Source organism: Bacillus cereus group sp. BfR-BA-01331 (assembly GCF_022663915.1).
Taxonomy (GTDB): domain Bacteria; phylum Bacillota; class Bacilli; order Bacillales; family Bacillaceae_G; genus Bacillus_A; species Bacillus_A mycoides.
In genome coordinates this window covers 278,218-297,200 of the sequence record NZ_JAKUGJ010000006.1, presented here as the reverse complement: position 1 = coordinate 297,200, position 18,983 = coordinate 278,218, and the positions used below count along the sequence as shown (strand labels likewise).

Below are 18,983 nucleotides of genomic sequence, written 5' to 3'. Positions count from 1 at the left end.
GATGAAAAAATTGAAACAGCAACTATTATGTTTTTCTGAATATAATACAGTACAGACTGGGGGGCGGTCACATTATGAAAAGTGAATTTGCATTTAAAATTTTCTTAATCACGACTTGTTTATTTATCGTGTATTTATATGCGTTACTCGTCTTTTCCTTTTATGTTCCATATATTGATTTAATATTGTTCGTCGGATTTATTTGGGCATTTGTTAAAGCGAGGGAAGGGGAGAAGAGTGTATATCGACGCATTACTTTATGCGGGACGGTCCTTCTCGTTATTTTGTACTTTTTTATGATGCATGATGTTTGGAGAGGAATGTAAAAAAGCATACGACTAATCGTATGCTTTTACGTTTAATATTTCGGTTTAAATGTATGACAACACGTTTCTACACTCGTTGTTACAGAACTTTCAAGCGTCTCGTTTGTTAAAGTAGCGTTTGTATATGAACTGTTTTCAATTTGACCTGCTTCTTGTGCATCAGGTTGAACAACGATTGCACTTGCTTGACAAAGGTTACCTTGTCCCCAAAATGAGCAATTGGAAACAGAGCATTTCACTTCTGGCATAAAACCCCCTCCTTATACATTAGTGTGGGAGTTTACACGCATTTCATGTATAGAAGGAGTTTCCTTTTCTTATTATTTTTTCGTTTGCTCAAGCCACTCTTTTAATTTGTCTTCCGGTTGTTCGCCGCTAATACGGCTCACTTCTTTACCATCTTTAAAATGAATGATTGTTGGAGTTCCTTTAATTTTATATTCATCCCAAGGAGCATCTAATTTTTCAATATCCATAACTTTCATATCAACATTCAAGTCTTTAGCCATTGGTACTACGATAGGAGATAGCTTTTGACAATGAACGCAAGATGTTTGATAAAAGTATACTGTTTCTTCTTTTTTCTCTTTTAAATTCTTTTGGAGATCTGAAAGAGAGATTTTATTTGTATAGTAGTCAGGGCCATTTGTCTTACTATCAGTAGCATTATCAATTTTTTGGCTTGTTGAAGCATTTTTTTCTTCCATTTGTGTTACAGCGAAAATTGCTGCAAACAAGGCGATAATAATACCGCCAAATATAAGCATTTTTTTCATTCTTTCATCTCCTTATTTGTTTTTAATTACGATGAAGCTACAAACAGCGATTGTGATAAAGCCGATAAGTGCTAAAAACGGGATTGTCACAAAGCCGAACCAGTTTATGTATTCTCCCGTACAAGGTACGCGGCCGCAAGCTGCCCCAGCAGCTGAAAATGCTGCGATTTTTTGAATTGCATAGTGATATAAAGAAATACAAGCACCAATACTTGCGATTGGTAAAGAATAACTTGCAATGCGATAGTCTTTCTTTACTACAGCGATACCGAGCCATAAAACAAATGGATACATAAAAATACGTTGATACCAACAAAGGACACAAGGCTCAAATTTCATAATTTCGGAAAAGTATAGACTTCCTAATGTAGCAATAAACGAAGCTCCCCATGCAGTAAGTAAAGCATATTCTTGCTTTTTTTCTCGTCCCATATTTTATACCTCACTTATAATAGTTACATACTAAATTATAGTATGAAGTAGTAGGGAAAAGAAAGAAAAAATATGTTTATCAATAAAAGTTTTATGAGGAGAAACATTTATTGATATGAACATTTTAAAAAGCGCCATTCTCATAAAGAGAATAGCGCTATATTTTACATTTGAATTTGCTCTACTTCTTCTACATGTGACTTTTGGGATGCGTGGTCAATATATTGAAATAGGAGCTGCAATTGTTTATCAACTTCTGGTAGTTCTTTACTGTATTGATAAGCGTGTAAAAAATGCTCAATACGCTTAGAAAATAATTGATCGTTCGTTTGAACCATGAGAACGAGTAATTTATCCCAATTACAGCAATACGTGTAATAGAGAGCTTTATCATAGTCGTTATATGTTTGCACTGTGTACCCTCCTTACCGAGGAGTTATATATAGTGTGTGACAAGTAAGGAGAAATACACTTGAAAGAATTTGTTAAGAAAAAAGGTGAATGAAAAGAGAAAAACGAGGGATTTCCTCGTTTTTATGCTTTTGGCATTGGCGTAGGTGTTGGCTTGCCATAGCCTTCTTTGTATTTATTGTCGATATAGTTACGAATTTCGAGCGTTGATTTTCCTTTTTGTTTCATAGAAGCCGATTCAACCGCGATTTCTAGGCAGTTGACACAAGTTGTTGCGTGGGAATCCCAAACAACTTCACCATTCTTTTTAATTTCACGAATAAAGCAGTTTTTATTGTTTTTATGTCCTACACTCTCACCGCAACCGCAGTAACATGGAATCCAATCTAATAGCTCTGCATTTTGTCCAGCGACAGTGTAGATATCTTTCATTTGCGGATCAAGCTTGTCTAGAAAGGTAGGGAGTGTGTCGACTCCTTTTGTTTTTTCTTGAATATCAGCTTGCTGAGTGTGCGTGGCATGATCATGTTCTTTTTTTGATTCAGAAGATTTTTTGTCATTTGTACTAGTACTTCCGCATCCAGCAAGAATTAGGCTCAGTACTGCAAGTAAAGAAAATACATACTTTTTCATTCGCTTGTCCCCTTTACAAATGTATTAACCAAATTGTATCAAATATCATGGTGTGTCGGGTGAAGATTTTTTCGACTGATTTTTGAAGCGCCATCGTAGTGAATGGAATAGAAATAAAATTGGGATATAAGCGTATACAATATATAAACCAGCTTGAGACAGTACTGTATTTAATGTATTAATACTTTCACGGTTTGTGAAAAATAAGGATGAAATAAATATAGCTGCAATAAAAAATGGAAGTGTAATTTTAAATGGTACATGAAAAGACCTTTTACTAATGCAACAAGAAGACCAAATTGTTAAACAAAGATTAGGTAAAATAATAAGATACCATATGAAAATAATGATGTACTCAAACCTTTGGATAAAAGGAATCTTTATGATTTTTAGCATTGTTAATGTTGGCCAAATTGTATGATGTAGTTGTCCTTGGCTATAGTACATAAGGGAAACGATGGCTAGTATTACGTATAGAATTGTTGTAAAAGCAATACCACCATGCGCCCATTTATTTAATGATTTTTCTTTTTTTATAAATGGATAAAAAATAAGAATTGCTTCAAATCCAAGAAATTCTAATGCAGATGATTTCGCTGCAGTTAGAATTTCTAAAGGTGAATGAGTTAGAATTGGGAGAATGTTACGGACATGCGCGTATTTCATTGGGAAAACTAAGAAAAATAGGACGAAAATCGGTATTACGACGCCCCAAAAACACATTCCTGTTACAGAGCGAAAACCACCTTTAATTACGTAGTAAGTCACAAGTAAAAATAATAAAGTTAATTTCCACGGTTTAATTGTAGGGAAGACCCAAACTTGAATGACTTCAATATATGTACGAAGGACAGTAAGGCAAAATAATAGAAGGTATGCAGCAAAGCATACGGACAAAAATGTTCCAGTCCACTTTCCGAAACATGTCGTATGAATATTCATTAAATCATTATCTTTTTCTAACATTTTAAGCATGCAAAATAGCACGATATGAGTTGCAATGCCCGCAACAATAAGAGAAATCCAAGAATCATAACCGGCATATTGTGCAATAATCCTTTGGTAACCTAACACACCTACTCCAATTTGAAGGGAGTGTAATAGAAGAAATGTGAAATAAGGGGAAACAGTATGTGTTTTATCTTGTCCAGCCATTACAGCACCTCACTATTCTCCGATACCAGATTGTACGACATTAATTTTCACATTAACTGCAACGTCTACGCTAGGATACATTTCTTGAATTTGTTTCATGCTCCATTTTCTTGAGTGACTACGAATTTCTTCACGTATACCGATTGGATCGATTTCTTTTTCTTGGAATTGTTTTATTAATTCGTTTAAATGTTTTTCAAGTGTCTTTTCTACATGTTTTTTTACGTAAGTTACATTTTCGCTCTTTGATAAATCAAGCCAGTCAGGGGCATTTTTTATAAGTCCATTTAATTTCAGTCGAATGTGAACTTTCGGAATGTCACCGGCTTCGGAAAGGGAACAAACACTATTTCCAGATAAGTTTTGGGTTGCGATTAAGCCTTTATGTTTACCTTGACGTATCGGAACTTCGTAACGTCCATTGTTAGTTGGATTAATGAGTAATTTAAATAAAAAAGATCCTGTTTTATCTGTATACATAGCTACTTTATCCTTTTTTAAAAAAGCGAGTCCTTTAATGGAAGCAGACTTGTCTTCTGCAACTTGAATGTAAGGAAGAAATGGATCGCAGCCAGATGAATAAAAATCATATAGAAAAATATTTAAGGCCATCCGAGGGATTGTCTCCGTTTCTATATTTTGCTCCAATAAATCAGATAGATATAGCGATCCATTTGTTTTGACATGTTTAAGTAATTCTTCTGTTGAACCGTCTACAAGCGCTAGCTGCACATCTCGGCCAATGTTAGGGTCACGTTGTAAGTTGTTAATAATATCTCCGATTCCACGTTCACCGAATGATTTTCCAAATAGGACAACGCGCATTTGACCTACAGCAATCGTATGTGGTGATTTTGCGTTTAGAAGTGAAGAGATTGTTTCAATGGTACCAGCGGTAGTGGATTGAGTTTCTGGTTTTGATTGCACTCCTTTTGTGTAATCTGGATAGAGAATCGTCCCACGAAATTTCTTCTCTTTCGTTATATCGAATCCACCCACATGAATAATCCGCTGTGTATCTACTATGTTAGGTTGTGTACAGCCGGATAGAAAAATTAAAATGATAATGGAAAAGCGTAATAAAATATTTTTCATTTTTCCTCACCGTCGCGTTTTTCTTTCGCTTGGTTTGGATCATAGCGCCATTTCTTCTTTGGTCTTAGAAAAGAAGCCCGTCCTGCAGTTTGACTAAATGGAAGACGAAGGAGCCCTTCAGCTGTACCTAACCCGCGAAATGGATATAAAGGTAATAAATAAGGTGATCCAAGTGATTTTAAGCGAATTAAATGAGCTAATATGAATACAAATCCGACGATTAGCCCTACACCTCCAAATGCTCCAGCTAAAATGATGAGGGGAAATCGTAATATCCGGATAGTGGAAGACATTTTTACTGTTGGTGTTGTAAAAGAAGCAAGCGCAGATAACGCAACCGCAATTAATAAAATAGTACTCGTTAAAGCAGCCTCAACAGATGCTTGGCCAATGACAATCCCCCCAACAATACCAATCGTTTGACCAACTTTAGTCGGTAAACGAGCTCCAGCCTCGCGCAGTAATTCGATTGTAATTTCTAAAAAAAGTGCCTCCAAAACAGGTGGGAATGGTACATTGGCTCGGGAATAAATAATTGGTCCAAGTAAATCTGCGGGAATCATTTGATAGTGATACGTTAATACAGCTGTATAAATAGCTGATGAAAATAGGGAGAATGCTGCTCCGAAAAAACGAACCAATCTAAGAAATGAGCCTGCTATCCATGGTAAATAATAATCTTCTGGAGATACGAAGAAATCGAGTAATGTCGCCGGTCCAGCTAATGCATAGGGTGAACCATCTGTTAAAATGACAACACCGCCATTAATGAGTGCATAAACAGAACGATCTAAGCGCTCTGTAGGTAGTAAAACAGGGAAGGGAGAGTTACTATTATCGCTAATAAATTGTTCGATCATAGTCGCATCGAAAGGAACATCAAAGTCAATGCCCTGTAGGCGCTGCATCGCAGTATTGACGTGCTGATCATTTGTAATGCCTTCGATGTAAGCAACTATGACCTTTGTTTTTGATATAGAGCCAACTACAACTTCTTTAAAAACTAATTGCTCCGTTATAATACTTCGGCGAAGTAAGTGTGTATTTGTATCAATATTTTCAACGAATCCGACTTTGGGACCGATTACACTATATTCATTTTCTGTATCGTTATATAATCGTGTACCTAAAGCTAAACTTTCAGCGCGAAGAAGTGCATATTCGGCTGCTTTGGAATTAACTTTTAGCTGCAAAAGTACATATCCACCTAACAGTTTTTCACGGATATCATCAATAGAAGGATTGGTGATAATCTCCTCAAGTGTGACGATATTTGCTATGTCACTTATATTTTGAATGTGATCTAATTCTTTTTTGATAGGTGTTAAAATGAATCGATTAATAATAAGTGATTCTACTGTAGATTTATAATAAAACAAACATAATGTCCCATCGTCTACTACGTTATAAGAAACGAAATCACTAGATTCTTTCATCGTGTGGATAAACTCGGGAATGGAACAGATTGTTTTTTTATTCTTTTTAGATGTTGAACGAAACATTTTCTCACCCCTGACATGCACCATTTACTTGTGTTAGTTTTTGGGAAAGACGGGAATTTATACTTGAAAACTGAAAGTTCATAAAGTGAAACTTTAATCAGTGGGATTTTGTTCATTCCCCACTGATTATTAGCCCGCACCAATCGGGCTTTTACGGGCAGCCCGACTCCAACCTAACCTCTTTGCTCCAGCAGAATTTTGAGGTGGGAGTTTTACTGCCCACAAATAGCGGGATAAAGAAAAGGAAGAGTAATGAATATCTCTTCCTTTTTGGCATATTAATTTGTTTTCTTTTCTTTAATAGATTGTACTAATTTAATCATCTCTGCTCGTATATCTTCTTTTTTAACATTTAATTTTTCCGCAATTTGTTTAATATCCATGCCATCTTTTTTCATTTTTAGTACATCATCGAGAGGGGTATTACTTTTTTGAGCGATGATTGTTAATACCGCGAGCTGACGTAAGCCGATGTTATACTCTTTCATTTTTTGTTTTAGCTGATCAGGTGTAGATTTGTGCATGTTTGCTAATTCTTGCAGTAGTGCTTTTTTCGTTTCTTTATTCATATGATGCTTTTTCAATTTACTTGGATCTACACCGAAATGCTCGGCTGTTTTCTTCCAAGATTTATTTTGCTTATAGTAAGCTAAAACGTCCTTAATTTCTTTTTTACTTATTCTTGCAATGTGGGCAGCTTTCCAAATTTCATGTTTATTATAGCCGAGTTTTTCGAGCGACTGCATTTCTTCTTCTGAAATAGGCTTATGATGGTGCATTGTTACTTCTTTTGGCGTGGCAGCGGAAGCAGAAGCAGGAAAGACAGATATCCCGCACAATAATGCTGCCATAGTCATACTTACTGCGATTTTCTTATACATGTAAACTCCTCCTAGATGGGTAATGTGGAAAACTTACACATATCATTTCCATAAAATGTGAAAAACTTGTGAACAAGTTAAGTTTTTTTATTCACAGTATAAAAAGAAGTTTTTCATGGTTTTCCAACATAAAACATTGATTAATAGTGAAAAACTAGGTTATAATCGAAATTGAAAATCAATATCAATAAAAAACTTATACATATAGATAAAAATAAGGGAGAGAAAAATATGACTACATATACTTCCATCGCAAACGTTATTAAAGAAAGACGTTCTGTTCGTACATTTACAGATAAAGCAGTAGAAAAAGAGCTATTAATTGAACTATTAAACGACGCAACATGGGCACCGAATCATAAACACCGTGAACCATGGAATTGTAAATTATACATTGGAGAAGGCCGTCAGAAATTAGTAGACGCAGTATTAAACTCTTTCACAGAAGAAGAAAGAGCGAAACGCGGCAAGATTTTATCTGATCGTTTCTTAAGCACACCTGCACAAATCGTTGTTTACATTAATGAAGATCCGCGTCAAATTCAACGTGACGAAGATTACGCTGCAACATGTGCATTTATGCAAAACTTCCAATTACTTGCTTGGGAACGCGGCTTAGGGTGCGTTTGGAAATCAGGTGGATTAAACTACAATCCACTATTTATAGAAGGAATCGGTTTAACAAGAGGTCAACGCGTCATTGGAATTCTTCATATCGGCTATTTCGATAAAGCACCAGAAGGAAAAGCTCGTACGCCGATTACGGAGAAGATGGAGATTATTGAAGGTTAATTAGAAAGAGGCATTCTCGTTTTTTAAGAGGGTGTCTTTTTATTATGCAATCAATCCTCATGAAAGCTTGTTCCTCATCATACACTTTCTTAAGGGAAAGTGTAAGGAGGGAAAATAATGAGAGCAAGTGAAGATAAAGCGCTGCAATATGCGATTGCGGAAATTACGGAAATTGCGACTGGATTTGGGCTTGATTTTTATCCGATGCGTTATGAAGTATGTCCAGCGGAAATTATTTATACATTTGGTGCATATGGGATGCCGACGAGGTTTTCACATTGGAGTTTTGGAAAGCAATTTTTCAGAATGAAATTACAATACGATTTAGGACTTAGTAAAATTTATGAACTCGTTATTAACTCTGATCCATGTTACGCCTTTTTATTAGATACGAATTCTTTAATTCAAAATAAACTAATCGTGGCGCACGTTTTAGCGCACTGTGACTTCTTCAAAAATAATGTTCGTTTTTCTAATACGAAACGTGATATGGTGGAGAGCATGTCAGCAACAGCTGAACGTGTAAAAGCATATGAGCATAAGTACGGAAAAGAAGAGGTAGAAACGTTCTTGGATGCAGTACTTGCCATTCAAGAACATATTGACCCGTCACTTATGCGCCCGAAACTTGCATGGAGTATTGAAGATTTAGAAGAGGATGTAGAAAAGAAAAAGATATCACAGTACGATGATTTATGGAATTTAGATGATCGAAACAAAAAGAGAGAACGACCTAATATGCATAAAAAGAAGAAAATCCCTCCGCAACCAGAAAAAGATTTACTACTCTTTATTGAAGAATACAGCCGTGAGCTAGAAGAGTGGCAGCGCGACATATTAACGATGATGCGCGAGGAAATGTTATATTTCTGGCCACAGCTTGAAACGAAGATCATGAATGAAGGCTGGGCTTCGTACTGGCATCAACGTATACTTCGTGAAATGGACTTAACATCTGGTGAAGCAATTGAATTTGCGAAATTAAATGCAGGTGTCGTACAGCCATCAAAAACAAGCATTAATCCATACTACCTCGGTATTAAGATGTTTGAAGATATTGAAGAACGCTATAACAACCCGACAGAAGAAATGAAGCGGCGCGGTGTGAAGCCAGGTTCTGGTCGTGAGAAAATGTTTGAAGTACGAGAAATTGAATGGGACGTATCGTTCCTAAGAAACTACTTAAATAAAGAACTCGTAATGAGAGAAGATATGTACTTATTCCAGCGCCAAGGTAAAGAATATAAAGTAATTGATAAAGAGTGGGAACATGTACGCGATCAACTCGTAAATATGCGCACAAATGGAGGTTTCCCGTACTTAGTAGTAGAAGATGGAGACTACTTAAAGAATGGGGAATTGTACATTAAACATAGCTATGAAGGAATTGAGTTAGATTTAAAATACTTAGAAAAAGTATTACCGTATCTTCATCAGCTATGGGGAAGAACAGTGCATATGGAGTCGATGGTGGAGAGTAAGGGTGTTGTATTTTCTTATGATGGGAAGATGGTGCATCGGAAGTATGTGTGATGAAAAGAACGGACATAGAATTTCTTGTCCGTTCTTTTTATTTTGAAAATGGTAAATATGCTATTCTTGAAGAGAGGGATTTACATAGAGAAATGGAGCGATTCAAATGAGCAAAGTAGGGGTATGTAAGGTGGATATTACACCACCCTTAGGTATTGATTTTATCGGATATCATAGAGATACAGGAATTAATAATATTGAAGAGCGTATTTACGGGACGGTCTTTGTGTTTGAAAAAGATGAAATGAAGACTGCGTTTATAAGCATTGATAATATCGGGATGTTAGTAGAAGATACGAATATTATTCGTGAACGAGTAGCGAGTGAGCTTCATATACCAGTTGAGCGAATAACAGTTGTTTATACACATACACACTCTGGTCCGGAAACGGTTGGTAATCATCCTTTAATAAAGTCGTATAAAACGATTTTACTAAATAATGTAGTGCAAGGTGCTGTTATTGCAAATACCAACATGACGCCATGTGAAGTTGGGTGGGATGTTACGACAGGTGATATTGGAGTAAACCGAAGAGAGAGGACACCTGATGGAAAAGCAAAGATGGGCATAAATATAGAGGGTATTGTAGATAAACGAATTGGTGTTTTAGCAATGAGAAATGCTGAGTCAAAGGAGTTAGCTGGGGTCATTGTATTTTGTACTGCTCATCCGAATGTTTTAAAAGGGGATAGCGATGTATTATCAGCAGATTATCCTGGAATGACGAGAGGGATTCTGGAGAAAATAGTAAACTGTCCTGTTATTATTGTTCAAGGTGCCACTGGAAATGTGAATGCGAAGTATCGTGGTTCACAGGAAGCATTAAAACAAATGGCTTACGTAATCAGTGGACATGTGTTAACGATATTACCAACAGTTACATATAGACCAATTGTAAATCTAAGAACTATTTCGAGTACGATGCAAATGAAATTAAAGGATATTCCAGAAATTGAAGAGATAAAAAGAATGGCCCAATTAGCTGAGAAGCAGTGGGGTGTGAATACTGAAGAATGGCTTACTATCGTTTTAGAAAAGCATAGGAGAAACATTCAGCAAGTAAGTATTGATTTAGAAATTCAATTGTTTCAAATTAATGATGGGATATTCTCTGGAATACCGATGGAACCTTTTTCAGAAACCGCTTTAGAAATGAAAGAGAGTGTCCAAAATGAACTAGCTTTCTTTGGTGGCTATACGAATGGATATATTGGTTACTTACCGACAAAAGAGGAGTATGCATATGGTGGGTATGAGGTGGAATTAAATCCTGTTGTGTATGGGCCGGTTACAAATTTGTTGATGCCGCCAGAGGCGAATACGGCAGAGTTGATCGTGCAGAGAGTTACGGAATTATATAATGTATAAAATATGGGTATCCCATATATTTAAAACAAAATTTAAAGGAATCAATGATTTTAATAAAGCTGTAAAAAACGAATCCATTTTGAAAAAGAATAATCAAAGTGGATTCGTTTTTTATATGGAGTTTTTGTTTACCAAACAGGTCGTATGCTCGATGATAATTTTCCTGTATTTTCTTTAGTAACGAATGTTGTTAAATCCTCTTTAAGCATTTGCATTCGTTCTGCACCTATGTTTGCAATCCATCGTTGTTCTATTTCAGCTACTATTTCTTCTTTTGCTTTCATTACTGCTAAACCACGCTCGGTTAAAACAATAATTTTACCTCTTTTATCAGTAGGATGCGTTTGGCGCGTGACATAACCACTGTTCTCAAGAGAATCTACCATTTTACTTATGGCTTGTTTTGAAACCCCTAAATATTCAGCTAGTTCTATACCGGTTGCTCCATTAGGAAGGATACGTTTGAACATAAAACCGTGTGCGGGCCTAATATCTTCAAATCCCAATTCACTTAATTTGTCGTGTAGTTCAGTAATTAATGTACTGAAGGATAGTGATAAAAGTGAAGTAAGATCTAGTTCGTTAAGTGTTTGATGAGTCATGTATATAACCTCCTTGCTTATAGTCAATTGAATTGACTATAAGTAGAATCTATTGTACTATACAGGATATAGTCAATCAAATTGACTATATAATAGTAATAGAACAAATAATGATTTATCTAAATAAAATCAATGAATTATGGAGGTTTCACATGGTTAATATCGTTAAAATTAGAGGGAGTGTATTTGCACCGTATGCTTTGCTGAAACCTATTCAGGATCCTGCGACGGGAAGAGTGTTTGAATATGCCGGAGATGCACGTGAATTTACACCATACGCTGTGAACACAAAGCGTTCAAGATTAGAACAAGAAGTGGTTGTTGATTTTTATAAAAGAGAAATTTTCACATATGCAGATGCTTGTATCGTTACTGTGAAAATTACAAATCCAGATGACTCAATTGAGTATCAAAAAGGAGAAACAAGTACAGAAAACATTGCATGTACAAATATTGTATGGAGTGAAGATGAAGTTTCATTTGAAATGAGAGCAAGTGCAAGTAATCCGTTAAACGCGGCAGCACCTGCAGCTGATTATTTTTTGACTATACGAGTTAATGAAAGTGGTACTGTGCATGTTGAAGGTTTACATGATGGTTTTCCTTGCTATGAATTTTATAAACAAATCGACTTTGGTTCATTTGAATTAATATATACACATGATTTCAGAAAAACGGATGATACCCCAGCAGCACTAGCTGGAGAAATGGAATATAGCTTTAAAACGAAAATCTAGATATAAATATAGCGCTATTTTTTAGAAGGAAGTAGCAAACGTAAAAGAGAAAGCTATTGGTTCTAGGATTGAAATTGTGGTCTATTTTATTCAATAGCATGCAGTATATAAAATTAGAATTATAGGGGTGTTTCTTATGACGAATATCGTTAAAATAAGAGCCAGTGTATTTATTCCAATGTCTTGGACAGAACCGCGGAAGGATGCACAAACAGGGAAAGTAATCCAGTTTGAAGGTGATTCACGTGAATTTACACCACATGCGGTAAATACTATGCGCTCTAGAGTTGAGCAAGAGGTAGTAGTGGACTTTTATAAAGAAGAAGTGTTTTCATATGCAAACACGGGTATTACGACAGAGAAGGTCACAAATCCAGATGGTTCTGTGAATAAAAGAACAGGAAAAGCGAGTACTGAAAATATTGTGTGTACGGATATTTCATGGAATTCTGATGGTGTGCAATTCAAAATGAGTGCAAGCGCTAGTAATCCGTTAAATGTGTATGCCCCTCCTGTGGACTATTTATTAACTGTATGTGTGAACAAGGATGGTAGTATCGATATTCAAGGAGAACATGATGGATTCCCTTGTTTCGAATTTTATAAGCAAGTAGATTTCGGTTCATTTGAACAAATTTATACACATGATTTTAGAGAAACTGGTGATACACCTAAAGCGTTAGGTGGAGAAATGGATTATAGTTTTACAAAGAGGTTATAGGAAGTATGACAATGGAACGATGGATTAATTCATTCGTAGATGAAATGAATTGTTTGTAGTAGATTTATTACATTAGTCATATTATCCCCGCTGATTATTAACCATCACCAATTGGGCATTTACGGGAAGTTGATCTCCCACCTAACTCCTTTTCTTTACAGCCGAATCCTTGGAAGAACTAAGTTTCTTTAACTCAAAGTAAAGAATGTAAATAATTTTATCGTTTTGTTAAGTCAATATAATTAATAATGATAATCATTATTAATTACATTGACTTCTAAGAAAAGAAAAATTAGAATTTATAAAGGGATCCTCAATTATTTACTATCATTTTATATTAGGAGGTAAGTTATATTGTATAGCTTTATTTCTATAAGAGGTAGGTTGTTTCTTTGTGGTCTTGGTGTTCTACTTGTCTTTTTTGGAATAGTATTTGTGATGAATCAGAAGGTATATGCAGAAGATGTACCTTGGACATCAGTTTCGAATGAGGGAGAAAGAGCACTTTTTCAAGAACAATCTTTGTATAGTAATGATCTAAGAGGAGAAGATCTTATTTCGCCTTCGTTTGAAGGGCGTAAACATGGTAGGGAAGATTGGGGGATATTTATTGGAAAACACTAAGTTAAATTATTCATCTAATATTCTTACCTATTCTGTTATAGGAATAAATGATCGAATGAGGGTCAATGATACAACTTCATATCCGTATAGCGCTATAGTCCATGTAGCAACTCAGTATACTAATGGAGAAATTTATGGGTGTACAGGAGCACTAATTAATAAAGATACAGTGCTTACAGCTGGACGATGTTTTTAATAATATTAAAAAATGGTCTGAATAAATATAGTAAGTCTATTGGGATTTTGTTTTGTATATTGGTCATAATCTTGATGTCTAATTGTATAGCAAATGATGAGAGAAATGCTAGCAAGGTTGGTAATCCTATAACTTTCTATGTTCACAATAAAGAGAAACAACCAATGAAAGATTTTGAAATTATGCTTATAAAAGATGAATCACCTGGGCCTAGCAAAGAAATCGTAATTTCGATAGGGAAAACTAATCAAGAAGGAAAATTCATTTGGAAGACTCCAAGAAAAGGGAAGTATATAATTTTACTGCCGAATAATGAGAAAAAAGCGATTGTGATTAATGATAGAAATGTAGCTGAATTAATAACGATTAACGTAAATTAATGAGAATAGACCGAAACCCATCATATGGTTGATTCGGTCTATTTTATATGATTAGAAAGTATTATAGGCTTAAAATTAAAAGCTTTACAATATACCCTTAAGGGTATATGATATTATACAAAGTTACAAAGTAATGTATAATATAGTTATAATTACGGAGGTGGTCTACAGTGGAATATAATCAAGATATGAAAAATAGATTGAAACGTATTGAAGGTCAAGTTCGTGGTGTGCTTCGCATGATGGAAGAGGGAAAAGATTGCCGAGATGTTATTACACAGTTAACTGCATCCCGTTCTGCACTTGATCGTACAATTGGACTCGTTGTTGGAACAAATTTAGAGCAATGTTTACGTGAGCAGTTTGAGACAGGTAATGGCTCAAATGAAGAGTTAATTAAAGAAGCTGTTCAATTACTTGTAAAAAGCAGATAATCTGTCAAACGTATGTGTTGACAGATTTTCAAAAACATTTTATTATACCCCTACAGGTATATGTATAATAACTAGGGAGGAAATGATTATGAGTATAAAAGTTGATATGAATTTAGACTGTAAAGGCTTGGCTTGCCCGATGCCAATTGTGAAGACAAAAAAGGAGATGGAAGGGTTGGCATCAGGGCAAGTTATTGAAATAGAGGCGACAGATAAAGGTTCTACGCTAGATATTCAAAGTTGGTCAAATAAAGTAGGGCATCAATATATTGGAACGAAACAAGAGGGAGATATATTAAAGCATTATGTAAGAAAAGCACACGAACATGAAGTAAATGAAGTTGTGAAGTATCCTCATACAATTACGAATGCGGAATTGCAAGATCTATTATTAAGTGGTGAAGAGTGTACTGTATTAGATGTTCGTGAAGAAGCGGAATTTTCCTTTGGTCATATTCCATCTGCTATTTCGGTTCCATTAGGTGAATTAGATAGTGCTATGTTAGACAGTGCGAAACCAATTTATGTTGTTTGCCGAACTGGTAACCGTAGTGATATAGCGTGCCAAATGTTGAAAGAGAAAGGTTATTCAAATGTGAAAAATGTCATTCCAGGTATGTTAGAGTGGCAAGGAAATGTGGAGAAATAATTTTTTTAAACAAAAATATACCTACGGGGGTACTTAAATGAACGTTAAGATGTTACAAGTAAAAGATGTCGCCGAGAAAGTTTTATTAGGAGAGTTGTTTATTTTAGATGTTCGTAACGAGACGGATTATGAAGATTGGAAAATTGAAGGGAAACAAATCACTTCTATAAATAAACCGTATTTTGACTTATTAGATGGTGTAGATCATATTGTAGATGAATTGCCGAGGGAGAAAGAAATTTTAGTCGTATGTGCGAAAGAGGGCTCTTCTCAGTTTGTCGCAGAGCAATTGTTAGATGCCGGATTCAATGATGTTTATTATTTAGCTGGTGGGATGAAAGCTTGGAGTGAATATGTAAAGCCGTTAAAAGTAGGAGATGTACAGGGCGGAGGAAGTATATATCAATTTAACCGTCTTGGAAAAGGCTGCTTATCTTATATGGTTGTTTCAAATGGTGAAGCAGCAGTCATTGATGCGGTGAGAACGATTGAGGCGTACGTAGATTTTGCAAAAGAGCACGGAGCTACTATTACTAACGTAATGGATACACATCTACATGCAGATCATATTTCAGGTGGCCGTAAATTAGCTGAAAAAGTAGGCGGTACGTATTGGTTACCTCCAAAAGATGCGGGGGAAGTTGTTTTCTCTTACGAACCGCTAATAGAAGGTACTGTTATTACGGTAGGGGGTACCCTAATTAATATTGATGCACTATACTCACCAGGGCATACGATTGGAAGTACATCATTTATTATCGATGAGACTTATTTATTATCAGGTGATATTTTATTTGTAGATTCAATCGGGCGTCCAGATCTTGCTGGGAAGGCGGAAGACTGGGTGGGCGATTTACGAAATACTTTATATACACGTTATAAGGAACTGTCTCAAGATTTAATTGTTTTACCAGCTCATTATTCAAAAATAAGTGAAATGGACGACAGAGGCATTGTGAGTGCGCATTTACAAGATTTATTTAAGGAGAATGTAGGGTTAAATATTGTTGATGAGGGAGAGTTTCGTAAAACTGTGACAGAGAACTTACCGCCTCAGCCGAATGCTTATGAAGAAATTCGTCAAACGAATATGGGTAAGATTTATCCGAGTGTGGAAGAAGAGCGTGAAATGGAGATTGGCCCAAATCGTTGTGCAGTTCATGATTCATTATAAAATAACAAACTGGAGGAATAGATGATGAATGTAAAACAAGTATTAGATGCGAAAGGTTTAGCATGTCCAATGCCGATTGTAAGAACGAAGAGAGCGATGGATGCTTTACAATCTGGAGAAGTGTTAGAAGTACATGTAACGGATAAAGGATCAGTAAAAGATATTCCAGCATGGTCAAAAACAGGCGGTCATGAAATAGTAAAGCATAATATAGAAGACGATGTGCTGAAGTTTTGGATTAAGAAGGCGTAGTGAAGAACTAGTTTTGTAAAGGCGGAGAGGTTGTTTATATGAATACAATATTAAGTACGCTTTTCATTGTAATTGCTGCATGGCTTGTTATTTCACGTTTTTTACCGGTGAAAGGTGTTCAAAATATAAATGGAAAAGAATTAAAGAGTATATTGGGGAAAAAGGGAAAACAATTTATCGATGTTCGTACAGTTGGAGAATATAGAGGAAATCATATGAAAGGATTTCAGAATATCCCACTAAATGAGTTAGCTAGTAAAGTAAATCAGTTAGATAAAAATAAGGAAGTAATTGTTATTTGTCAGAGTGGGATGAGAAGTAAGCAAGCAGCAAAAGTATTAAAGAAATTAGGATTTCAGCGCATTATAAATGTTTCAGGCGGTATGAACGTTTTGTAAGGGGAAAAGTAGCATTAGGTGTAGCTAGATAATTTGAGCCTTTTTACAAATTTTAAAATACCCCTATAGGTAATTAGGAGGAGAACAACATGGAACAACAGAAGAAAACAACAATCGTTTTATTTAGCGGAGATTATGATAAAGCAATGGCTGCTTATATTATTGCAAATGGTTCAGCGGCGTACGATCATGAAGTGACTATTTTTCATACTTTCTGGGGTTTAAATGCTCTTAGGAAGGATGAGCATGTGAAAGTAAAGAAAACATTTATAGAGAAAGTGTTTGGAAAAATGATGCCGCGCGGCGCTGATAAGATGGGATTATCAAAAATGAATTTTGCCGGTATGGGACCAAAGATGATTAAAGGTATTATGAAAAAACATAATGCGATGCCTTTACCAGATTTAATCGATTTGGCGAAAGAACAGGGAATTAAACTTGTAGCTTGTCAAATGACAGTAGATTTATTAGGGTTAAAAGAGGAAGAGATTATGGATGGGGTAGAGTTTGCAGGAGTAGGAGCTTATTTAGCAGATGCTTCGGATGGGAATGTAAACTTATTCATTTAATTCACCTTCTTTTTAGAAGGGAGGGGATGTAAGATGAGCTTAGTCGTATTACTTTTTATAATTGGGTTTATAGGATCGTTTATATCAGGAATGGTTGGAATTGGCGGTGCAATTATTAATTATCCGATGATCTTATACATTCCGGTATTGCTAGGATTTGCTGGATATACATCACATGAAGTGAGTGGTATTACAGCGATTCAAGTATTCTTTGCAACTTTTGCAGGCGCGTGGGCGTATAGGAAAAGTAACGATATGGATAAAACTTTAGTTGTGTATATGGGAGCTAGTATATTAATAGGAAGCTTTGTAGGTAGCTTTAGTGCGAATCTATTAAATGAGCATGCTGTAAATGTTGTTTATACAATATTAGCTACTATCGCGGCTATTATGATGTTTATACCGAAGCGAAGCGATCGTAAGGGATCAGAGGGAATTATGTACAATAAGTGGCTCGCTAGTTTACTAGCGTTTATTGTAGGAAGTGTTTCCGGCATTATTGGGGCTGGTGGTGCATTTCTTTTAGTACCGATTATGCTAGTTGTTTTAAAACTACCGATACGTACAACAATAGCAACATCTATCGCTATTACTTTTATTTCCTCGATAGGAATTACTACTGGGAAAGTGATTACTGGACAAATAGTTGTTATTCCGGCTCTTATCGTTGCGATAGCAAGTTTATTTGCCGCTCCTCTTGGAGTGAGAGTAGGGAAGAGAGTGAATCAAAAAGTTTTGCAATACGTATTGTCTATTTTAATTGTAGGAACTGCGATAAAGATGTGGATCGATATGATATTGAAGTAAAAGGATGGTGCTGCTTGCAGCCCATCCTTTTATTTTATGCCCAAATAACTTTCATTAAGTTCTTATATTCATCGTTTGCCAGTTTATATAGCATTCTCGTATGTTCAAAGACAAGTGCGGGATTAAAGTTTGGTTCTGAGAATGCAAGAGATGTTGAAATATCAATTGCATTTTGTTTGTTTAGCGTGAATTTTGCAAATCGATAAGATGTGTTTAATTCATTGATGACATGTAAAATATCATTTGTTGATGTTGAATCAGGTACAAGAGCAACATTGAAGCAGTATATATCCACAGCAGGATGTTCGCTTTGGAAAGCAGCGATAAGTTGAATTTTTGCGCCAGCTTCTGTTTCTAATCCTACTGAAAAATGTACCGAACCATCATTTTCATCTATATTTTCTTCCATGTATATATCGTTTGATTTTAAGTACTCTTTAAAATCTGAAATGTTATGTTTTACTGCAGCTTTCATATGTGTGAGCCCCCTGATAATTGGAATAGATTACTATTATTTATTATAATTTAAAAATAT

25 protein-coding genes and 1 pseudogene are annotated in these 18,983 nt (G+C 35.5%); 15 read left to right on the top strand and 11 right to left on the bottom strand.

Annotated elements, in window-relative coordinates; genetic code table 11:
* Positions 1-74: 74 nt before the first annotated feature.
* Positions 75-326 carry a hypothetical protein gene (locus MR155_RS14260; protein ID WP_002029881.1) on the top strand — a complete coding sequence of 84 codons (252 nt, stop codon included), beginning with the start codon at positions 75-77 and terminating at the stop codon, positions 324-326.
* A gap of 32 nt (positions 327-358) precedes the next feature.
* On the opposite strand, the gene MR155_RS14255 is transcribed toward MR155_RS14260, so the two are convergent.
* The 9 genes from MR155_RS14255 to MR155_RS14215 all read right to left on the bottom strand — a co-directional run bounded on the left by MR155_RS14255 (position 359) and on the right by MR155_RS14215 (position 7,211).
* The gene (locus MR155_RS14255) at positions 359-574 is read right to left on the bottom strand and encodes a DUF1540 domain-containing protein (RefSeq protein WP_002029883.1); all 216 of its coding nucleotides are present in this window, start codon (positions 572-574) and stop codon (positions 359-361) included.
* Positions 575-646: 72 nt separating this feature from the next.
* A complete protein-coding gene (locus MR155_RS14250) occupies positions 647-1,102 on the bottom strand; it encodes a thioredoxin family protein (RefSeq protein WP_016093295.1) in 456 nt (151 codons plus the stop codon).
* 12 nt (positions 1,103-1,114) lie between these two features.
* Positions 1,115-1,534 carry a disulfide formation protein C gene (locus MR155_RS14245; protein WP_000532269.1) on the bottom strand — a complete coding sequence of 140 codons (420 nt, stop codon included), beginning with the start codon at positions 1,532-1,534 and terminating at the stop codon, positions 1,115-1,117.
* A gap of 164 nt (positions 1,535-1,698) precedes the next feature.
* Positions 1,699-1,947 (bottom strand): YhdB family protein, encoded by a 249-nt coding sequence (locus MR155_RS14240; protein ID WP_001195459.1) that lies wholly within the window; start codon positions 1,945-1,947, stop codon positions 1,699-1,701.
* Positions 1,948-2,068: 121 nt separating this feature from the next.
* The gene (locus MR155_RS14235) at positions 2,069-2,578 is read right to left on the bottom strand and encodes a PCYCGC domain-containing protein (protein WP_219299978.1); all 510 of its coding nucleotides are present in this window, start codon (positions 2,576-2,578) and stop codon (positions 2,069-2,071) included.
* Positions 2,579-2,623: 45 nt separating this feature from the next.
* Positions 2,624-3,733 (bottom strand): GerAB/ArcD/ProY family transporter, encoded by a 1,110-nt coding sequence (locus MR155_RS14230; RefSeq protein ID WP_219299976.1) that lies wholly within the window; start codon positions 3,731-3,733, stop codon positions 2,624-2,626.
* A gap of 12 nt (positions 3,734-3,745) precedes the next feature.
* The gene (gerYC, locus tag MR155_RS14225) at positions 3,746-4,828 is read right to left on the bottom strand and encodes a spore germination protein GerYC (RefSeq protein ID WP_242310279.1); all 1,083 of its coding nucleotides are present in this window, start codon (positions 4,826-4,828) and stop codon (positions 3,746-3,748) included.
* The gene (locus MR155_RS14220) at positions 4,825-6,330 is read right to left on the bottom strand and encodes a spore germination protein (RefSeq protein WP_219299972.1); all 1,506 of its coding nucleotides are present in this window, start codon (positions 6,328-6,330) and stop codon (positions 4,825-4,827) included. The genes gerYC and MR155_RS14220 overlap by 4 nt, the downstream gene beginning before the upstream one ends.
* Positions 6,331-6,608: 278 nt before the next feature.
* Positions 6,609-7,211 carry a hypothetical protein gene (locus MR155_RS14215; protein WP_242310278.1) on the bottom strand — a complete coding sequence of 201 codons (603 nt, stop codon included), beginning with the start codon at positions 7,209-7,211 and terminating at the stop codon, positions 6,609-6,611.
* A 231-nt stretch (positions 7,212-7,442) separates the two neighbouring features.
* On the opposite strand from MR155_RS14215, the gene MR155_RS14210 reads away from it, so the two are divergent.
* The 3 genes from MR155_RS14210 (at position 7,443) to MR155_RS14200 (ending at position 10,905) form a co-directional block, all read left to right on the top strand.
* Positions 7,443-8,003 carry a nitroreductase family protein gene (locus MR155_RS14210; RefSeq protein ID WP_113936752.1) on the top strand — a complete coding sequence of 187 codons (561 nt, stop codon included), beginning with the start codon at positions 7,443-7,445 and terminating at the stop codon, positions 8,001-8,003.
* Positions 8,004-8,120: 117 nt separating this feature from the next.
* Entirely contained in the window at positions 8,121-9,536 is a 1,416-nt protein-coding gene (gene spoVR / locus MR155_RS14205) for a stage V sporulation protein SpoVR (protein ID WP_113936751.1), read from the top strand.
* Between the two features lie 106 nt (positions 9,537-9,642).
* Positions 9,643-10,905 carry a neutral/alkaline non-lysosomal ceramidase N-terminal domain-containing protein gene (locus MR155_RS14200; RefSeq protein WP_242310276.1) on the top strand — a complete coding sequence of 421 codons (1,263 nt, stop codon included), beginning with the start codon at positions 9,643-9,645 and terminating at the stop codon, positions 10,903-10,905.
* Positions 10,906-11,033: 128 nt separating this feature from the next.
* Here MR155_RS14200 and MR155_RS14195 read toward each other — a convergent pair whose 3' ends face one another.
* Positions 11,034-11,507, bottom strand: a complete 474-nt coding sequence (locus MR155_RS14195; protein WP_002087475.1) for a MarR family winged helix-turn-helix transcriptional regulator — start codon at positions 11,505-11,507, stop codon at positions 11,034-11,036.
* A 152-nt stretch (positions 11,508-11,659) separates the two neighbouring features.
* Between MR155_RS14195 and MR155_RS14190 the strand changes: the two genes are divergently transcribed.
* The 11 genes and pseudogenes from MR155_RS14190 (at position 11,660) to MR155_RS14140 (ending at position 18,448) form a co-directional block, all read left to right on the top strand.
* Positions 11,660-12,244, top strand: coding sequence for a DUF3238 domain-containing protein (locus MR155_RS14190; protein ID WP_219299966.1), 585 nt, complete (start codon positions 11,660-11,662; stop codon positions 12,242-12,244).
* Positions 12,245-12,380: 136 nt separating this feature from the next.
* Positions 12,381-12,965: a DUF3238 domain-containing protein gene (locus tag MR155_RS14185; protein WP_219299964.1), complete on the top strand. Its 585-nt coding sequence runs from the start codon at positions 12,381-12,383 to the stop codon at positions 12,963-12,965.
* Between the two features lie 351 nt (positions 12,966-13,316).
* A pseudogene (locus MR155_RS14180) lies at positions 13,317-13,779 on the top strand (DUF2606 family protein); the annotation flags it as partial.
* Positions 13,776-14,165, top strand: a complete 390-nt coding sequence (locus MR155_RS14175; protein ID WP_242310274.1) for a DUF2606 family protein — start codon at positions 13,776-13,778, stop codon at positions 14,163-14,165. The pseudogene MR155_RS14180 and the gene MR155_RS14175, both read left to right, overlap by 4 nt.
* Positions 14,166-14,335: 170 nt before the next feature.
* Positions 14,336-14,599 carry a metal-sensitive transcriptional regulator gene (locus MR155_RS14170; RefSeq protein ID WP_000456201.1) on the top strand — a complete coding sequence of 88 codons (264 nt, stop codon included), beginning with the start codon at positions 14,336-14,338 and terminating at the stop codon, positions 14,597-14,599.
* 88 nt (positions 14,600-14,687) lie between these two features.
* Positions 14,688-15,248, top strand: a complete 561-nt coding sequence (locus tag MR155_RS14165) for a sulfurtransferase TusA family protein (protein ID WP_219299962.1) — start codon at positions 14,688-14,690, stop codon at positions 15,246-15,248.
* Positions 15,249-15,285: 37 nt separating this feature from the next.
* Positions 15,286-16,422: an MBL fold metallo-hydrolase gene (locus MR155_RS14160; protein WP_215587306.1), complete on the top strand. Its 1,137-nt coding sequence runs from the start codon at positions 15,286-15,288 to the stop codon at positions 16,420-16,422.
* Between the two features lie 21 nt (positions 16,423-16,443).
* Positions 16,444-16,674 carry a sulfurtransferase TusA family protein gene (locus MR155_RS14155; protein ID WP_002134528.1) on the top strand — a complete coding sequence of 77 codons (231 nt, stop codon included), beginning with the start codon at positions 16,444-16,446 and terminating at the stop codon, positions 16,672-16,674.
* Positions 16,675-16,712: 38 nt separating this feature from the next.
* A complete protein-coding gene (locus MR155_RS14150; protein WP_113936744.1) occupies positions 16,713-17,072 on the top strand; it encodes a rhodanese-like domain-containing protein in 360 nt (119 codons plus the stop codon).
* 89 nt (positions 17,073-17,161) lie between these two features.
* Complete coding sequence (locus tag MR155_RS14145) at positions 17,162-17,641, top strand: DsrE/DsrF/DrsH-like family protein (protein WP_002087459.1); 480 nt, start codon at positions 17,162-17,164, stop codon at positions 17,639-17,641.
* 33 nt (positions 17,642-17,674) lie between these two features.
* Positions 17,675-18,448 (top strand): sulfite exporter TauE/SafE family protein, encoded by a 774-nt coding sequence (locus tag MR155_RS14140; protein WP_219299957.1) that lies wholly within the window; start codon positions 17,675-17,677, stop codon positions 18,446-18,448.
* A gap of 34 nt (positions 18,449-18,482) precedes the next feature.
* On the opposite strand, the gene MR155_RS14135 is transcribed toward MR155_RS14140, so the two are convergent.
* A complete protein-coding gene (locus MR155_RS14135) occupies positions 18,483-18,923 on the bottom strand; it encodes a hypothetical protein (RefSeq protein WP_002029912.1) in 441 nt (146 codons plus the stop codon).
* Between the last annotated feature and the right edge of the window lie 60 nt (positions 18,924-18,983).